Consider the following 17,112-nt stretch of genomic DNA (forward strand, 5'->3'; position numbering starts at 1 on the left):
TGTGATATAATAAAGAAAATAAGACGAGAGGTAGGATTTTTATGAATACTTTAGCCTATATATTATTATGCGTGCTTTTATCCAAACCACGTTCTGGGTATGAATTGAAGCAGCTGATCACAATTTTTTGGGAAGCCCATCACAGTCAGATCTATACAACGCTTGCCAAGTTAGACCAGCAGGGTTATGTGACCGTTTTGGACAAAGACGAGCACTCTCAAAAAAAGATCTACCACTTGACTGATGAAGGACGTGCTCTTGTAGAGGAATGGATCAAAGAGGAAACTCCCGCTCCTACGCAAAAAGATGAATTTCTAGCAAAAATCTATGCTTTTTCGACGCTCGATAAAACAACAGCTACTGGACTGCTATTCACTAGAGAACAACAGCTGAACAAAATCATGCAAAAAAATCAAAAAAAATTGAATGACCTCTCGCTAGACAAGAAACAAGAATTTGGACGTTACGTTGTAATCCAGCGCAGAATTATGCTTTGTCAGCAGGAACTCCAATGGTGTCAGCAAGTAAGAGAACAAATGCAGCAGTTTTTTGAGTAAGGGATAAACAGAACCTTTCTAGAAATATCTATTGAAGAGCAAATTATCTTCAATAAAAGAGCAATACAGTTGGAAAAGAAAAAGCGATCCGAACGACAGGCCAAAACCTATCGTTCGGATCACTATTTTTCTAGAACTGCATTCAAGAGACTATGACAAAAAGCATGCCAAGGCCTTTTTTCAAATAACAGTGTTCCATCATTCATTACTTTGAATTGCTTTTAGCACACTTCTTGAAAGCGGGCCAACGATGATCAACTGCAACGGTAAAGCGGCAATCACATTCATTTTCCAAGCATTCATATAAGCAGAGAATAATTGATCAGGTATTCCTTGTTCCATGATCACACCGAATAAAGACATACATGTCACCATTCCTAAAACCATCAAGCATGAAATAGTTAAGATCATTTGGACCTTGCTTTCTGGATTTACTGGTAGTTTAAAGGCAATTTTTTTCGCCAGCACACCGATGATGAAGACATCCAAAATGAAAGCCACCACGAATCCAGGCACTAGACCAATCAACAAACTTGATAAATGAAGATCTTGATGCAGCCATAAATTATACGCGCTCATCCCCAAGACCATCAAAAAACACATCATTGTTGTAAAAATTATTCCTTCTTTTTTATTTGTAGGCAATCTGTACCACTCCTTTAAATTTGTCACGAAAATCATCGTAGCACATTTAAAAATTTCTCGTAAGTACTTTTTTTATTTTCTGCCCTTTTATTTCATAAACTTCATCAGCCGTACGCTCGACGAAGTAAGAATCATGAGAAGTAAACAAAATCGTTCCCGGATATATTTGCATTAGCTTCTCTAAAGCTTCGATCGTTGCCATATCAATAAAATTAGTCGGTTCATCTAACAGCAACACATTACTTGGCTTAGTAAAAAGCAAAGCAATCGTCAGACGGGTTGCTTCTCCCCCACTTAATGTACATAACGGTTTCGTCAGAGTTTCCTGAGCAAACCCTAAGTGATTCAGCAAACTACGGACAAGCGATTCTGAAAACTCTGTTTGTCTCATGACAAAACGAATGATGGATTCTTCAGATGTCATTTGATAACCCTTTTGCTGATATACTTGAAAGCTTACTTTCGGAGAGAGAAGGATTCCTTCTCCTTGTTTGCGGATATGTTCTAATAAGGTTGTCTTACCTGAACCATTTTCACCGACAATCGCGATTTTTTTACCTAAAGAAAACTGAAAATCACCATTTACCAGTAATGTTCTCCCACTTCTTTCCAGTTGGACATTTTGTCCCATGATGGGATAGCGGCTGTGGAGTTCAAGAGATTTTGGTACTGGAAAACGGATTTGTTTCATCTGCTGTGGCTTGGTTGTTTCTCCTATTTTTTGGAGTTTTCTCTCTAATGTTTTCGCATTCTTTTGGATGGCTTTTTGTACACTGTCTTTTTGTTTAGAGGAAGACAACCGATCCGGTCTGATTTGTTGCTTTTTCTTTTTACTGGACACTTTTTCCAACTTTTCCGCTTGTTTTTTCTTTTCTTGGATCGATTTTTCCAATCGTTTTTTCTCTTTCATGATCGACTCTGCTTCTCGTAGCTGAGTCTTTTTCTCCAATTCCTTTTGAGTGAGATAGGCACTATAATTCCCCGAAAACTCTCGGATTTCTCCGTCTTTTACTTCCCAGATTTTCGTTGCCAGCTCATCTAGAAAATAGCGATCATGACTAACAAAAACCAGCGTACCATAATAATAACGAAGCTCTTCAATCAGTCGTTCAATACTTTTTCTATCTAGATGGGTTGTTGGCTCGTCTAGAAGCATCCCTTGTTCATAAGAAGAAAGAAGACGTATCAACTCGATCTTTCGTTCTTCCCCTCCGCTCCATTTCCGCTCTGAAGTTTCTTCCAGTCTTAACTGGAAATGACTGGCTAATTCCAAATTTAGGTCCTTTGCTTCAGCGAGATAGGTTAATTGAGGCAGGTAGTTGAAGGTGATCTCTGTTTGGATTTTCCCATGATCGGGAAAAAGTTCACCGGCTATTAGTTTGAGCAAAGTCGATTTACCGACACCATTTTCTCCTATGATCCCTATACGATCTTGCTGATAGACACGAAGAGAATCAATAGATAGTTCTAGCTGGTTGCCAAAGCTGACTTGTAGATTTGTTATATTTACTGCTAAATTTTCCATATGTTTTACACTCCTATTTCATGTAAAACAACAATTATCGATACTAAAAAAGAGCAGAAAAATCTGTTTGCAAAAAAACTGCATCACATCTTTTCCTACTCTGAACGAAATAACTATGACTAAATCACCAAATCTGTCATAGCTTTCACCTATTCTACTGTCGTTCGAAAAAATGGACATACTCCATCCATGAAATTGTTGTTTATACATGTCTTTTGAATTTATTTAGTTGTTATTCAAAAGTTCGAAACGTAATTTCATCGATGCAGTCATTTTTCCGACCTCCTTTTTTATTAGGTTACCACACACGATTCAAAAAAAGCAATAGCTACTGAATAGTAACTGAAAACATTTTATTTGAACGTAGTGATCTTTTCTGGTGCTAAACGAACAGACTCGTAACCTTCTTCTACCGCTTTTCCTATTGATAAAATAATAACTGGAACATAACGGTCTTTATCCAAACCAAATGCCTCTGCCAACTGATCTGCTTCGAATCCACCAATTGGATTTGTTTCATAGCCATGATCACGCGCAACTAACATGAATTGCATAGCCGCTAAGCTAGAATCGACTTTGACTACATCGTTCATTTCTTCTCTTGAAAAACTCTTGTAATAAGGAATGATCGCAGCTAATTGTTGATCTCTGGCTTCTTTTGGCATCTTCCCTGATTCGTAAGCTTGGTTATAGATTTCTTCGCCATATTCGTAACATTGCATATCGCCAAAAATCATGACCATTGCAGAAGAAGTATCATTTTGTCTCGTATTGAAACGGATCAAAGGACGCAAGATTTCTTTTGCTTCCTCGCTTTCAGCGACCACAAAGCGCCATGGTTGCATATTGACAGAAGAAGGTGCAGTCGTCGCTTCTTTGATCATTTCCAGCATTTCTTCGTGTGAGATTTTGTATGTTTCATCATATACGCGAACGGATCTTCTACCAGTCATAATTGTTGAAAAATCATTTTTTTGTTCCATTATTATTAACCTCTTTCGTTTCTGTTGTTATATTGCAAAGTTGGGTATTCAATTTATCTAAAAGTGTTAGAAATTGTTTCATTTCTACATCGCTGAAAGCCGGGGATAGCACGGAACCTGTATCTTTATGGTCCATTTCACAATGCTCGATTTTCTTCTGGGCTTTTTCTGTTAGCGCTACATACACTTCCCGGTTGTTCTGAGGATTTCTCTGACGCGAAACATAGCCATTTGCTTCCAATACCTTCAGATGACGAGTAACTGCTCCTTGATCAATCTGCAACTTTTCTTGCAAACTGCTTTGTAGCAATGGATTTTCTTCTTTCAGTCTCATCATGATCTCGTATCTAGTAAGACTTATACCGATATTTTCTTCAAAGATCTGGACGATTTTTTGATCGGCTAATTTGATTTGATATAAAAGGTGACTAATCTCTTCTAAAGACATAATTTCCTCCTCTCTAATAATTGACTCGTCAACGATTGACTTGTCAATAATAGAATAAAAAAAGAAAAAAGTCAAAGAATCAGCTGTGTAATAAAAAAAAACGCTCTCAATATAAAAGTATAGAGAAAAGAAATTTTTTGTAGAATGAACGGAAAAAATGATAAAGAAAGCACAACGCTAAAACCAAGATTATTGATTCCTATCAAACTATAGAAGATAGCTCTTCTGCAGTAGAAAATTTTACACCGCCAAAAATTTCCGAAATCGCCTTTTGCAAGAATCCCGTCGAATATTAGAAATTGGATCAGTATGCTTAAACGGTAATAAAAAAGTTATGACAAGATGTTGTCACAACCTTTTTTGAGTAAACGGTGTTCAAAAACTTGCATCTGCGGTAATAAGTTCAACCAAACAAAAAACATGAAAAGCTGTTTTTGTTTGGCTGTTCTTATTACTTGATGCAGGGCAGCTTTTTCACAACCTCTTTTTAATAACCATAAAATCCTATTCCTTCATATCTCCAGCCCATCGGTGTTAGCCAATCTCTTTCCTTAGCACTCAAGGTATAGTGATGGGTACCAGTTTTTTCATTTGGATTAAATAGTCGATAAATTGGCTTGGAACCACCAGAATAAAAACTTAGACCTTCATAACGCCAACCGATTTTTGTTAAAGAGTTGATCTCAGATTGTGCCATTGTGTAATGATGGTCTCCACTGTAAGGATTGTATAAACGGTAGACAGGTTGTCCGCTGTTTGGTGCTTGCCAAGCAATCCCTTCATATTCCCAGCCTACAGTTGGCAGATAATTTTTTTCTCCGGCATTCAATGTATATAAATGTTCTCCTGTATGACGGTTATACAGACGATACATCGGAGAAGTTGAAGTTGGTGCTGTATCATACTGTGTCAGATTATAGGTTTCGATTACATTGTTCAATGTAGAACCATAATTAGGCGCAGTGGCATAACGACCTGTTAGCCAAGCCGTAGCATCTTTGTAAGAGTTCGTATTGCTTTTCCATGCACCGGAATAGTAGTAAACGCCTGGCTGAAAAGAAGTCGTCTTCAATACCGTTACGTTATCTTGCAATGATTCTTTGTACGAAGGATATTTTCTAAAAGCGGCATTCACCGTAATCCATTGCCCATTCACATATTCCGAAGTAGGCATCGTAACAGATTGGCCATTATAGCTTCCTTTAATCCCAAATAGATTGTAATTAGGGGCAGAAGCCAAAGTACTGTTCCCCCAGCCACTTTCAACGATGGCTTGAGCAATCATGACTGATGCATATAAGTCATTGGCACTTGCCAAACTTTGTGCAGTTGAGGCAATACTATCAATGAACGCTTGTTGAGAATTAGCAGATGAGCGAGCATAAAAAGCATAGCCAGTATAGTTTTCGAATTCAGACAAATCTGCTTGATGGGTATGTGTCAATGTTTGCCCATCTGTCAATTGATTCGTGATTTCTTCTGCATTCTCTGGATTGTTCTGAGCTTCTGCTGATGTACTGTCTTCGGTTTGTGTTTGTTCTGTTGTTTCAGTTGTTGGTTCTTCGGTTGAAATTGTATTTTCTGAGACAGTAGCTGACTGCAAAGTACTCTCTGTATCGTTTTCAATTCCTGTTTCTGAAGAACTCGATGTCTGAGTTGCGACAGTTTCTGTCGATTCTTCAGCTAGCACTGTTGTGTTGGCAACTGCTAGATTTCCTAAAAGAATAACGCTAAATAATAAATTCTTTGCTTTCATCTTTTTTCTCCTTTGAATTATGAAACTTTTCCTAAATAACAGTGTAACTAAAAAAGTAAAAGCAAGTCAATGTCCATATTTAAATAACATTTTTTTCTTTTTGATAAATTTGCTTTTTCTGCATAAAAAGACGTAAATGAAGAATATTCTTCTCCATTCACGCCTTAAATTGATGGTCGTTTGAATAACTATTTAACAAGTAATTCTCTTTGGATATTATCCGTTATGGATTATACTTCCTGTGTCGTCGGACGGATAATCATGTTACTGACAGACATCCGGTCTGGCGTTTCTATCGCAAATGCTACAGCAGAAGCTATATCTTCGGAGGTCAATCCCCATTCTTTTTGCGCTTCATGAAGTTCAAGAGCAGCCTTTTTGTCGCTGATGGTTTGATATAATTCAGTTTGAACAGCTCCTGGAGAGATGATCGTAGATTTGATGTTATTTTGCCGTTGCTCTTGACGTAATCCTTCCATGATTGCACGGACAGCAAATTTTGTTCCGCAATAAACGGCGGAATCAGGATAAACAACATGTCCCGCCACAGAATCAGTTGAAATGATATGCCCAGATTTTTGTTTTTCCATGATTGGAAGTACGGCGGAAATTCCATTTAACACACCCATGATGTTGATATCAAGCATATTTTGCCATTCATCACGGTGACCTTCAACTAATGGAGCGGTTGGCATGATTCCTGCATTATTGTACAATACATCGATTCGACCGAACTTTTCCATCGCTAAATTGATAACTGCTTGGACTTGTGCAAAATCTCTTACATCTGCTGTTTGAATATATAGCTCAGCTTCTGGTAAAGATTCTTTTATTGCTTTTAGGCGATCTTCTCGGCGTGCAGCTATAACTAGTTTAGCCCCTTTTTCTGCTAACAGCTTCGTTGTTGCTTCACCGATTCCGCTTGAAGCGCCCATGATGACAATCACTTTTTCTGATAAATCATTCATTCTATTCTCCTCCTGTTTTGAAAAATCTCTTGCTTATACTCACTATCTCTTATTTCATCTTACTGTTCAAATAATCCGTTCGACAGGTTTGACGATTTTTGCAGGGATTCCTGCAACGATGGTATTGTCTGGGACATCTTTCGTAACAGTTGCATTCGCTGCAACAATGGCATTCTCGCCAATCGTTACGCCTGGCAGAATAGTTGCTCCTGCTCCGATCCAAGCATTTTTCTTGATGTGGATTGGCTTTACTGACAAGCCTCTTCGTTCTTTTGGATCGGTTAGATGGTTCACCGTGATGAGGTTGACACGAGGACCAATCAATACTGAATCTTCTAAACAGATGCCACCTAAGTCAACGAACATCACTTGACGATTGATAAAGACATTTTTCCCTATACTAATATGTTTGCCGAAATCTGTATAAAAAGGCAGCAGAACAGTCACCGTATCATCTACTTTGTCACTAATGATATTTTCTAGTCGTTTGCGGATATCTGCTGGTTCATGGTACCCAGTATTCAGCGCTGCTAAAGGCTCTTCGTTTTCAGCTTGGATCTGATGGATCACTTCAAAGAGCGGATCCGTTACTCGAATCTCTTTATTGACGATTTGTTTTTCGATGAGGCTTGTCATTTTGCTCCCTCCTTTTATCCTTACTTTATAACGGACGGCTTATCATGTCTAATACTTATAAAACATACTTAACTATTCCTTTTAACTATACTTAGTGGTATGCTTTTTTAAAAACAGGAGGGAAAAAATGGATATTCGTATACTGACGTATTTTTTAGCAGTAGCTAGAGAAAAAAATATCAGCCGAGCAGCAAAATCTCTGCATATCACGCAACCTACTCTCTCAAAACAACTGAAAGATTTAGAAGAAGAACTTGGTGTGACACTTTTCACTCGGGGCTCCCGAGAGATACAGTTGACGGATTCTGGTCGATATCTTTATTCAAAAGGAAAAGAAATCTTGTCGTTGGTAGAAAAAACGGCGAACAATTTAACAAATGACGCAATCATCTCTGGAGAAATCTACATTGGCGGAGGCGAAACTAAAGCAATCTCTTTCATTTCTGATAGCCTTCATTCGTTGATCAAGGTGCATCCTGATATCCAGTTTCATTTATATAGCGGGAATGCAGATGATATCATAGACAAACTGGATAGCGGATTACTTGATTTTGGACTCGTAATCGAACCGACAAACAAACAAAAATACCAGTCATTTCGACTGCCAGCCCAAGATCGTTGGGGACTTTTGATACATCGAAATCATCCTTTAGCAAAGCAAACCGTCATCCATCCGCAGGAACTGAAAACTGTTCCTTTGATCATTTCCCGGCAAACGTCAGTGGACAGTCAACTAGCTGAATGGCTAGGTTTCAGCATAGATCAGTTATCGATCGTCGGAACATATAACTTATTGTACAATGCTTCTTTGATGGTCGATAACGGGACTTTTGGTGCATTAGCTCTAGATGGGATCATCAATACTTATGGGACGGAAAAAATATTCATCCCACTCGATCCGCCATTACAAGCTTCACTGAATCTCATTTGGAAAAAAGACCAGCCTCTTTCTCCTGCTGCTCGTAAATTTTTAGATGTCCTAACGGAGAAATACAGTTAAGTAGAGTTTTTTTCCTTCGCTTTCAGCTTTTTAACAACGAATAAGATAAGCAAAAGATCCAACGATTAAATAACATAAGTTTCTTAATTTATTTCTTCCTTTTATTTCTGATAATTCCAGTAAATTACTATAATTATAAAAAAAGAATTGACAAAACATAACTGTCTATATAAAATTGATTACGTTAACAATAATTCGTTTCATGTGACTAGATCATACTAGGCATGAAAAATCTCTGAGGAACATGGTTTCCCTAGGAGGTTTTTCGTGTCTATTTTTGTTTGGCCGCAATCAACTGGTCTAGCAAACGTGAAAACCAAATCTTCAAAAAGGGTGCGCGCATGAAAATCAAAAAGATCTTTAATCAAAATGCAGTATTGGTAGATGACGGTGGACAGGAAAAAGTAGCTATTGGAAAAGGGATTGGATTTGACAGAAAAAGAAATGATTTGATTTTTGATCGTGATGTCGAACGGATATTTGTCATGGAACCAGAAGGTCAAATCAAGTTGCAAAATTTACTTAATCAGATCGATGAACGCTTTTTATTTGCAGCAGAAACGATCATTGATCATGCGGAAACTGTTTTGATGGAAAAGTTGAATGAACATGTATTGATCGCTTTGACCGACCACATTGCTTTTTCTGCGGAGAACATCAATAACGGTATCGTCATCCGCAACAAACTTTTAAGAGAAATCGAAGTGCTTTACAGTGATGAATTCAGTATTGCTCAATGGGCAGTAGAGTATCTGACAAAAGAGCTTGGGATTCCATATACTTATGACGAAGCAGGATATATCGCAATCCATATTCACAGCGGACGAAGCGGTCGGAACAATAACCATCGCAGTATCCGTGAAGTGACGATTGTATCTGACATCATCCATTTAGTGGAATCAGAATTGGAAACAGATATCCATTCAGAACCATTTTCACTGAATTATTCAAGACTGGTTAATCATTTACGACTGCTTCTACAACGAACCCATGCGCAACAATATGCTGTTTTAGACACGGAAATCGTAGAAATGGTCAAACGAAAATACCCAGAAAGCTATAAGATTTCTAAAAAAATCCGTGTGTTGCTGACCAAAGAATACCAGCTCGCGATCACGAAAGAAGAACTGGGTTACTTGGCCATCCATATCGAGCGTTTAAGAAGCGCAATCGTACAAACAAATGTTAACAATCATGAGGAGGAAAAAAATTGAAAGCATATCTACAACGAATGGGACGTTCCCTTCAACTTCCAGTTGCGGTCTTACCTGCTGCTGCTCTACTAGTAGGGATCGGAAACTGGTGGGCATCTTATAGTAACGACATTGTCGCTCATTTTTTACAAGCTGGCGGTAACGCAGTTTTAGGTCAATTACCTTTGCTGTTTGCCGTTGGGTTAGCACTAGGGATGTCAGTGGACAAATCAGGTGCTGCTGCCTTGGCAGGTTTGGTCGCATTTGAAGTTCCAGTAAATGTTTTAAAAACTGATTCAGTAGCTACTTTATTGAATATCAAACCAGAATCAGTTGATCCATCTTTTGCTCAGATCAGTAACGTATTTATTGGTATTATTGCCGGATTGATTGCGGCAGCTCTTTATAATCGTTTCCACGAAGCAAAATTACCGATGGCTTTATCTTTCTTTAGCGGCAAGCGTCTAGTGCCAATCTTGGCTGCCTTTGTCATGCTGCTGATCAGTGCAGTGCTACTGCTCGTATGGCCTCCGGTTTACTCTGCTTTAGTTTCTTTTGCTAAATTCATTTTGAGTTTAGGCTGGGGTGGTGCAGGTCTTTATGGCTTCTTCAACCGTTTACTGATCCCTACAGGATTGCATCAAGCAATGAACTCCGTGTTCTGGTTTGACGTAGCAGGAATCAATGATATTGGTAAATTTTTGGCTTCTGAAGGAACAAAAGGCGTAACAGGAATGTATCAAGCTGGATTTTTCCCAATCATGATGTTCGGGCTTCCAGCAGGAGCATATGCTATTTACAGAAATGCACGTCCAGAAAACAAAGCAAAAACAGCTTCCTTGATGTTAGCAGCAGCTTTTGCTTCATTCTTTACTGGTGTAACAGAGCCACTTGAATTTTCATTTATGTTCGTTGCTTGGCCATTATATGTCTTGCATGCAATTTTCACTGGGATTTCTTTAGCAGTGAGTGCATTCTTCCATTGGACAGCAGGATTTGCCTTTAGTGCCGGATTTGTCGATTACTTCCTATCTTTGAAAAATCCGATTGCGAATCAGCCATTGATGTTGATCGTCCAAGGATTAGTAACAGCAGTGATTTACTACTTTGGCTTTAACTTTGCTATCAAAAAATTCCATCTGATGACCCCTGGCCGTGAGGAAGCAGATCTTTCAGATGACGATACTGCAACGACTAATTCAGACAATAAATATGCGGCACAAGCAAGCAAAATCTACGCTGCATTAGGCGGAGCCGACAATGTAACTTCGATCGATAACTGTACTACACGCCTTCGTTTGCAAGTCAAAGATACAGGCCTGATCGATCAAAATAAAATCAAAGCCACTGGCGTACCTGGTATGAAGATCATCGACGGAAAAAATGCGCAAGTCATCGTAGGTACAGAAGTACAATTCGTTGCAGATGAGATGGCAAAACTACATGGTGGTGCTGCAGCACGACCTGCACAAACAAACACCGTGGTTAAAACAGAAACATTTGCCGGTGGAACGATCGAACAAGATATTTACGCTATCGCAAATGGGAAACTGATTCCAATCACTGAAGTTTCAGATGATGTATTCGCGGAAAAAATGATGGGTGACGGCTATGCTGTATTACCAGAAAATGGAGAAATCTTCTCTCCAATCGCTGGTACGATCACAAACATTTTCCCAACGAAACATGCTGTCGGAATCCAAACAGATACTGGTATCGAAGTCTTGCTTCATATGGGCATCAACACTGTTGACTTAAAAGGCGAACCATTCACTTTATATGTAGAAGAAGGTCAAAAAGTCGCAAGAGGTCAATTGATTGCTTTAGTTGATCTTGCCGCTATTCAATCTGCAGGCAAAAACACGGATATGGTCGTTGTATTCACAAATGGCGACAAAGTCCAAAGCTTAGAAATCGAACCCGCACGTGATGTAAAAGCAAATGATAAAATCGGCTCTGTTTCCAACAAAGCCTGAGCCATCGTCTTCCCCAGACTTTTTTATCGATAAACAAACAGGAGCTGAGACAAAAATCTTGTCTCAGCTCCTTTTTCCGAATAAAAACGGCGTTCTCCTGCCAACTCCGCGGTAATAAGTCCAGCCAAACGTAACATATGAAGAGCTATTTTTTATTTGACTCTTCTTATTACTTGATGCAGAACAGCTTTTTCACAAAATTTTTCTTCATACTCAAAACTAATCGGCTTTTTCACAACCTCTTTATACATTATTCCTGATCCAATATTTCTTTTAATGCTGCTTCAAGAGAAGTTAATGGTTTTCCCAATACTTTTTCTAAATCATCAGAGGAAATAGCTAACTGATCCTTTTTAATATCATGTTGGATCGCTAAAAACATGTCAGCTACTTCTTGAGGGAATCCGGCTTCTTTTAGATTTTCGACAAACGCTGCATCACTTGCTTCAATAATTTCTAACTTTTTACCTGTCGCACGCTCTAATGCCTTGGCTAATTCTTCATAGTCAGTTAGATTGCCGGATAATTCTAAGATTTCTGGAGAGTCACTTTCTACTAGTACTTTTGCTGCAGCTTCTGCATATTCACGTTTCAATGCCCAACCTGTTTTTCCATTTCCTGCAGCATAAACGAATTGACCAGTTTTTAAAGCCTGCCCAATGATAGGTAATTCATTCTCTACATACCAATTATTCCGTAAAAATGTATGGGAAATACCTGAATCCTTAATCATTTTTTCAGTGAATTGGTGATCTGGCGCTAATACACTGATCGAGTGATCGGCATCTGCAAAACTTGTATAAGCGATATAAGATACCCCAGCTGCTTGTGCTGCCTTCACTACATTCTTATGTTCGGCTTGACGATTTCCTGGAACGCCAGAGACAAAAAGCAATCGATCTATTCCTTTCAACGCTTCTTTCATTGAGTCTAAATCATCATAATCACCAATACGTATATTAAATCCAGCTTCTTTCAGTGCTTCTCCTTTTTCTTCACTACGTACTAGTACATAGATTTCATTTTGTGGAACCATCTTTTTTAAGAATTCCAGCGCATAACCACCAAAACCTCCAGTTGCTCCTGTTACTAAATAATGCATATTTGCCACTCCCTATTCTTTTTATTTGTTAAGATTTACAGCTGTACATTTATAAATTACACCTTTATCATAAAGAGTGTGGTAAGATAAGTCAAGCAAAAAAAATGAAAGGATGACAACTGATGAAGTATTCTCTGCAATTTAGTGATGCAATCCATGTACTTGCCTATATTGAAATGTTTCAAGATACCCGATCACTTTCTAGTGAGATGATTGCCAGTAGTATCGAAACAAATGCAGCAAATGTACGTAAAATCATGAGTCAGCTCAAAAAATCCGGTTTGATCTTTACAAAAACCGGAAAACCGCAGCCTTCCCTTGCCAAAAGTCCAGATCAGATTTCTTTACTAGATGTCTATCGCAGCATCGAAGGTAATACACAGCTTATCCAAGTCGATCCAAAAACAAATCCAAATTGCGTCGTTGGTGCGAATATCCAAGAAGCTTTAGAAGAAAGCTACGCTCGGCTGCAGAAAAAGGCAGAAGAAGAAATGGCTAAGATCACACTTGATAGTCTGATACATAAAATAGCCGTTTTGGAAAAAGAAAAAAGACCAGAAAACACAGGCCTCGTAGAGAGATTTTTATAATTCTCTCTACTGTGCCTGCATTTTTCTGATCGGAATCGTCTACATAAATTCTTTTATTCTCCGGGGGACAAAAGCCTTGTCATGCCCCTTTTTCCTCTCTAATGCTCAGGTCAAAGCGCTGAAGTCATGACGTCTTGATAAACGGTGTTCAAGTAGCTGACCCTCGGCATTAGTTCTGAAAAATGCAAAATATGGAAAGCTATTTCCCATTTTTCCTCTCTAATGCTCAGGTCAAAGCGCTACTTTCACGACCTCTATATTATCATGGTTTATTGACTACCGGTATCCAGATTTCTCCCATATATTTCCCGTTGGTAACTCCCATTTCGACTACAGCATTTGGACCCCCAACATAGGCGTAATCTTCTACTTCTCTTAAAACATGCCCAAAGGCCGTATTCGTCAAATCATTTCTTAATTCTTCAGGCGATTCCGCTAAAGCGCTTACAACAAGATACGTTCCTTTTGGGAATGGGATGATCCTCGTAGTGTTAGGAACATCCTGGCTCGTTTGAACACCGACATAGTACATCATTTTCCCATCATAGGGTTCGTTGACTGTAAAGAAATAATGATTTTCAGCAGCTTGTTTCAATGCATCTATTGTTCCATTACCGATAACTTTTTGCTCAAATGCTTGTTTCTCTGCAGCCAAACCGACAAAATCCGTATTGCTACTCTTCAATTCCACACCAATACCCGTCACCGTAAAATCTGGTTTTTCTTCGATCCTATACTTTGCCATTTCTCCCACCCTTTCTATTATATTAAGTTCATCTTACATAAAATTAAAGGGAAATGACACAATTACGCTCTTTTTTCTAGGGATATTTTTATTTTTTAACTATTTTTTTGCTTTCACTGCAATCCAAATCTCACTGTAAACATTACTGAAATCCTCTCCCCATTTTGTAAAAGAGATCTCGGGAGCTTCGACTAACTCATAATCTGAAGAAGGAAGCCATTCTGCATAGATTTTCCCCCAAGTATCTTGTAAAGTTTGGGGAAATGGCCCTTTATTAGGAAAAATGGCCCAAGTGTGTTCTTCTATAGCAAGCATTTCTAAATCAGCGTACGGATTTTCTTTTGTCGTAGCAAAGCCAATCATGTGCATCAAACTGCCCTTTTCTTCCAAGCGGGCTCCATCAAATCCATAAGAAACGTTGATTACTTGATTTGGATATAAATCTCCTAACTTATGCATCTCTTCCCTTTGAGTCTCCGTGATCGTCTGCGCTAACTTTTGTATTTCTTGATTGACTCCTTCAAATTTGACAGGAACTTTTTTCGCCACACCTGCCACATAAAACTGTTCTTTCTTTTCGATACGAAATTCCATCGATTTTCCTCCTCTGACATCAATAAAAAATGTCAAGCGTGGAAAAGATTTTTGTATGCCGTATCTGCTGATTTCTGAAGGCAGATATCCTGACCAATCACGAAAAGCTCTTGAAAAACCTTCGACTGTTTCATATCCATATCTAAACGCCGTTTCTGTCACTCTTGATCCATCTAGGAGATCGCGATTAGCCAAAGCCAATCTACGGTTTTTGATATAGTCCATTAGCGACATCCCTGCAATAAACGTAAAGATGCGTTTTAATTGATATTCAGAGATTCCTGTATTTTCGGCTATTATTTTATAGGAAAGTCCTTCTGTCAAATGTTCTTCGATGTAATCGATCAATTGGTTCAGATCTTTAAGCATATTTATCTTCCTCCTTGCTTGCCTTTTTATCATATTATCAAAGAAAGTCAATTACTTGATGAATCAGGAACCAATTTAGTCAGATGTAGAAAATGTTGTATGGATCTAAAGAAAATTCTCAAGCAGCGTTTCGTAACGGATAATTGGTATTATCTGCCTATCTATGTTTTACCTTTAGAAAAATAAATTTTGGGGAAGACACATTCTAAGTAAACAAAGCAGTAAAAATATCTTTTATTCCCTTAGTTAATCCGCTTACTACCTACTGTACAAAGCAAATTGTTGTTCAAACTGCTGATCAGAACGCTGCTTGGATTTTTCTTTGCGATACATCATACCTCTTTTATCAATTGGAACAATTATTTATTTCTAACAAAATCACTTCATTTTTGTCAGATAAATAAAAAACAAAAAAAGTTCCATCTTTAAAACACGCTATTCTTTTACTTTTTCTCACATTCTCTAAGAAAAGAAAAGGAGAATGAATTTTTGACAATTCGAGCAAAAGTGATTATCAAATATGTAAAATCAGCTACTTTTTTCTTAAACGTTTCTTTATACTAAATATAAATAAGTGTTTCATGAAAGGAGAACTAGATGAATAATTGGCTTGAGTATTTTCCTGAAAACGTTTTGGAACGCGGTTACAGCTATCATCTGCACGGTTTTGTCCGTCATTTGAACTATAGAAGCAAGTACTTGTCCGCAACAGTTTCTGGCACGGAAGATTATAAGGTAGTGATCACTTGGGATGAAAAGACCAACATGACTTGTGATTGTTTATATGCCATAGAAGGAAAAAAATGCAAACACATGGCTGCTGTCTTATTCGCTTACGAAGAACGTCCAATAAAAAAATCCAACTACTCACTTTCCGAACTCTCGTCCCTTGTTTCCTCCGCTAGTTCCTCTCTTGTACGGGAGCTTTTAACAGAGATTCTTATAGAACATCCGCACTTTATCGAACGCTTCAAAGTTAAGATGCCATTTCATGCAATAAATTATTCAGATAAATTAACAACTATCATCCATAAATACGATCATATTATCAAGAAAAACAAAAACAGGAAAACAGCGAAGTTCATCATGGAGATGCGAAAGTTCATCCAAGAAGCAGTTGAATCGCTTATTCAGCAAAATGCCTATCTTCCCGCATTCGAATTGATCAATGAAGTGATTGCTACTCTCGAAACATTCTATTGGGAGCCTGAGGATGAACGAACCCTTCTTCTGATAGAGGACTGTTATTATTTATGGAAAGAATTATTAGCAGAAGCACCTCATGCAGAAAAAAGGCAAATGTTCTCTTGGTTCGTCTGCCAAGTCGATCATACTGACGCCTCTTATTCAAAACGCTACTCCATAAAAATCCTGAAAGAAGACTTTCGGGAAAAAGAATTTTCTAACCAAAAGAAAAAAATAGATAAAAAACTAAAGAAACGGTAAAGAAAGACGATTTCAATGAAAAATAGCAAGTAAACGATAACAACCATCCTAAATCCACAAGAAATACAGCAGACCTTGCTTTAAAAACACGAATCATGCAAAGGATGAAGTAAAGAAGACTTAACGCGTACCCAATATTAGTCATTTGACTATTAGGTACGCGTTTTGTTTTATAAGTCATGACAAATTTCCTTCGTTGCTGGATAGATTTTCCGGCATTGTTGATAGATTTTATGATACTTTTCTACATTTTGTAAGAGAGGTTCCACTGCATCTGTATATTGGATAAAATTCTGACAACAACTTTCAGGTGTGTCGAACCACCCTAACCCTAGTGCAGCAATCATTGTTGCGCCTAATGCAGGTCCTTCCTCCACACTTAAACAATAGACCGTTGCATCGAAAATATCAGCTTGGATTTGTAGCCATGCAAGATTTTTCGCGCCTCCTCCCACCGAAACAATACGTGTAAATCTGCGACCCGCTAGTTCTTTACGTTTCAATCCCACCATTGACAAATGCTCATTAAAAATTTAGAATATTCACAAGTTTAACGACAATTATGAAAATTTATGTCGT

General features: G+C 38.1%; 17 protein-coding genes. 6 read left to right on the forward strand and 11 right to left on the reverse strand.

Annotated elements, in window-relative coordinates; genetic code table 11:
* The first annotated feature begins 41 nt into the window (after positions 1–41).
* On the forward strand, positions 42–557 hold the full coding sequence (locus IGL15_RS13335; RefSeq protein WP_002287456.1) for a PadR family transcriptional regulator: 516 nt from the start codon (positions 42–44) through the stop codon (positions 555–557).
* A 198-nt stretch (positions 558–755) separates the two neighbouring features.
* Here the strand turns inward: IGL15_RS13335 and IGL15_RS13340 are convergent, their stop codons facing one another.
* The 7 genes from IGL15_RS13340 to IGL15_RS13370 form a co-directional block, all read right to left on the reverse strand.
* On the reverse strand, positions 756–1,202 hold the full coding sequence (locus tag IGL15_RS13340; protein WP_002287457.1) for a DUF2798 domain-containing protein: 447 nt from the start codon (positions 1,200–1,202) through the stop codon (positions 756–758).
* 46 nt (positions 1,203–1,248) lie between these two features.
* Positions 1,249–2,727, reverse strand: a complete 1,479-nt coding sequence (gene msr(C) / locus IGL15_RS13345; protein ID WP_002326097.1) for an ABC-F type ribosomal protection protein Msr(C) — start codon at positions 2,725–2,727, stop codon at positions 1,249–1,251.
* A gap of 353 nt (positions 2,728–3,080) precedes the next feature.
* The gene (locus tag IGL15_RS13350; RefSeq protein WP_104765219.1) at positions 3,081–3,710 is read right to left on the reverse strand and encodes a nitroreductase family protein; all 630 of its coding nucleotides are present in this window, start codon (positions 3,708–3,710) and stop codon (positions 3,081–3,083) included.
* Positions 3,694–4,158, reverse strand: coding sequence for a MarR family winged helix-turn-helix transcriptional regulator (locus IGL15_RS13355; protein ID WP_002287461.1), 465 nt, complete (start codon positions 4,156–4,158; stop codon positions 3,694–3,696). Before IGL15_RS13355 ends, IGL15_RS13350 begins: the two co-directional genes overlap by 17 nt.
* Positions 4,159–4,645: 487 nt before the next feature.
* On the reverse strand, positions 4,646–5,914 hold the full coding sequence (locus IGL15_RS13360) for a glycoside hydrolase family 73 protein (RefSeq protein ID WP_002287463.1): 1,269 nt from the start codon (positions 5,912–5,914) through the stop codon (positions 4,646–4,648).
* A gap of 230 nt (positions 5,915–6,144) precedes the next feature.
* Positions 6,145–6,882 (reverse strand): SDR family oxidoreductase, encoded by a 738-nt coding sequence (locus IGL15_RS13365; RefSeq protein ID WP_002307739.1) that lies wholly within the window; start codon positions 6,880–6,882, stop codon positions 6,145–6,147.
* A gap of 66 nt (positions 6,883–6,948) precedes the next feature.
* Positions 6,949–7,518 (reverse strand): DapH/DapD/GlmU-related protein, encoded by a 570-nt coding sequence (locus IGL15_RS13370; RefSeq protein ID WP_002287468.1) that lies wholly within the window; start codon positions 7,516–7,518, stop codon positions 6,949–6,951.
* 127 nt (positions 7,519–7,645) lie between these two features.
* On the opposite strand from IGL15_RS13370, the gene IGL15_RS13375 reads away from it, so the two are divergent.
* The 3 genes from IGL15_RS13375 to nagE all read left to right on the forward strand — a co-directional run bounded on the left by IGL15_RS13375 (position 7,646) and on the right by nagE (position 11,687).
* Entirely contained in the window at positions 7,646–8,518 is an 873-nt protein-coding gene (locus IGL15_RS13375) for a LysR family transcriptional regulator (protein ID WP_002307740.1), read from the forward strand.
* 341 nt (positions 8,519–8,859) lie between these two features.
* Positions 8,860–9,732, forward strand: coding sequence for a PRD domain-containing protein (locus tag IGL15_RS13380; protein ID WP_002287471.1), 873 nt, complete (start codon positions 8,860–8,862; stop codon positions 9,730–9,732).
* Positions 9,729–11,687 carry an N-acetylglucosamine-specific PTS transporter subunit IIBC gene (gene nagE, locus IGL15_RS13385; protein WP_010829492.1) on the forward strand — a complete coding sequence of 653 codons (1,959 nt, stop codon included), beginning with the start codon at positions 9,729–9,731 and terminating at the stop codon, positions 11,685–11,687. Before IGL15_RS13380 ends, nagE begins: the two co-directional genes overlap by 4 nt.
* Positions 11,688–11,937: 250 nt before the next feature.
* Here nagE and IGL15_RS13390 read toward each other — a convergent pair whose 3' ends face one another.
* Positions 11,938–12,789: an SDR family oxidoreductase gene (locus IGL15_RS13390; RefSeq protein WP_104765220.1), complete on the reverse strand. Its 852-nt coding sequence runs from the start codon at positions 12,787–12,789 to the stop codon at positions 11,938–11,940.
* A gap of 122 nt (positions 12,790–12,911) precedes the next feature.
* Between IGL15_RS13390 and IGL15_RS13395 the strand changes: the two genes are divergently transcribed.
* Positions 12,912–13,379, forward strand: a complete 468-nt coding sequence (locus tag IGL15_RS13395; protein WP_002287477.1) for an Rrf2 family transcriptional regulator — start codon at positions 12,912–12,914, stop codon at positions 13,377–13,379.
* Between the two features lie 262 nt (positions 13,380–13,641).
* Here the strand turns inward: IGL15_RS13395 and IGL15_RS13400 are convergent, their stop codons facing one another.
* Together IGL15_RS13400 and IGL15_RS13405 are read right to left on the reverse strand one after the other, a co-directional pair.
* Positions 13,642–14,124: a GyrI-like domain-containing protein gene (locus IGL15_RS13400; RefSeq protein ID WP_104765221.1), complete on the reverse strand. Its 483-nt coding sequence runs from the start codon at positions 14,122–14,124 to the stop codon at positions 13,642–13,644.
* Positions 14,125–14,223: 99 nt separating this feature from the next.
* Entirely contained in the window at positions 14,224–15,087 is an 864-nt protein-coding gene (locus IGL15_RS13405; RefSeq protein ID WP_002302695.1) for an AraC family transcriptional regulator, read from the reverse strand.
* 597 nt (positions 15,088–15,684) lie between these two features.
* On the opposite strand from IGL15_RS13405, the gene IGL15_RS13410 reads away from it, so the two are divergent.
* Positions 15,685–16,533 carry an SWIM zinc finger family protein gene (locus IGL15_RS13410; RefSeq protein WP_104765222.1) on the forward strand — a complete coding sequence of 283 codons (849 nt, stop codon included), beginning with the start codon at positions 15,685–15,687 and terminating at the stop codon, positions 16,531–16,533.
* Positions 16,534–16,703: 170 nt separating this feature from the next.
* Here IGL15_RS13410 and IGL15_RS13415 read toward each other — a convergent pair whose 3' ends face one another.
* Positions 16,704–17,045 carry an FGGY-family carbohydrate kinase gene (locus IGL15_RS13415; RefSeq protein ID WP_002301008.1) on the reverse strand — a complete coding sequence of 114 codons (342 nt, stop codon included), beginning with the start codon at positions 17,043–17,045 and terminating at the stop codon, positions 16,704–16,706.
* Between the last annotated feature and the right edge of the window lie 67 nt (positions 17,046–17,112).

The organism is Enterococcus sp. DIV0436a, from assembly GCF_051711605.1.
Classification (GTDB): domain Bacteria; phylum Bacillota; class Bacilli; order Lactobacillales; family Enterococcaceae; genus Enterococcus_B; species Enterococcus_B faecium.

Bases quoted from the DNA above. Each gene is read 5' to 3' on its own strand.
- IGL15_RS13390 (WP_104765220.1), bottom strand. From the start codon at position 12,789: ATGCATTATTTAGTAACAGGAGCAACTGGAGGTTTTGGTGGTTATGCG.
- IGL15_RS13395 (WP_002287477.1), top strand. From the start codon at position 12,912: ATGAAGTATTCTCTGCAATTTAGTGATGCAATCCATGTACTTGCCTAT.
- IGL15_RS13355 (WP_002287461.1), bottom strand. From the start codon at position 4,158: ATGTCTTTAGAAGAGATTAGTCACCTTTTATATCAAATCAAATTAGCC.
- IGL15_RS13335 (WP_002287456.1), top strand. From the start codon at position 42: ATGAATACTTTAGCCTATATATTATTATGCGTGCTTTTATCCAAACCA.
- IGL15_RS13375 (WP_002307740.1), top strand. From the start codon at position 7,646: ATGGATATTCGTATACTGACGTATTTTTTAGCAGTAGCTAGAGAAAAA.
- IGL15_RS13410 (WP_104765222.1), top strand. From the start codon at position 15,685: ATGAATAATTGGCTTGAGTATTTTCCTGAAAACGTTTTGGAACGCGGT.
- IGL15_RS13370 (WP_002287468.1), bottom strand. From the start codon at position 7,518: ATGACAAGCCTCATCGAAAAACAAATCGTCAATAAAGAGATTCGAGTA.
- IGL15_RS13405 (WP_002302695.1), bottom strand. From the start codon at position 15,087: ATGCTTAAAGATCTGAACCAATTGATCGATTACATCGAAGAACATTTG.
- IGL15_RS13415 (WP_002301008.1), bottom strand. From the start codon at position 17,045: ATGGTGGGATTGAAACGTAAAGAACTAGCGGGTCGCAGATTTACACGT.
- IGL15_RS13380 (WP_002287471.1), top strand. From the start codon at position 8,860: ATGAAAATCAAAAAGATCTTTAATCAAAATGCAGTATTGGTAGATGAC.
- IGL15_RS13365 (WP_002307739.1), bottom strand. From the start codon at position 6,882: ATGAATGATTTATCAGAAAAAGTGATTGTCATCATGGGCGCTTCAAGC.
- IGL15_RS13350 (WP_104765219.1), bottom strand. From the start codon at position 3,710: ATGGAACAAAAAAATGATTTTTCAACAATTATGACTGGTAGAAGATCC.
- IGL15_RS13360 (WP_002287463.1), bottom strand. From the start codon at position 5,914: ATGAAAGCAAAGAATTTATTATTTAGCGTTATTCTTTTAGGAAATCTA.
- IGL15_RS13400 (WP_104765221.1), bottom strand. From the start codon at position 14,124: ATGGCAAAGTATAGGATCGAAGAAAAACCAGATTTTACGGTGACGGGT.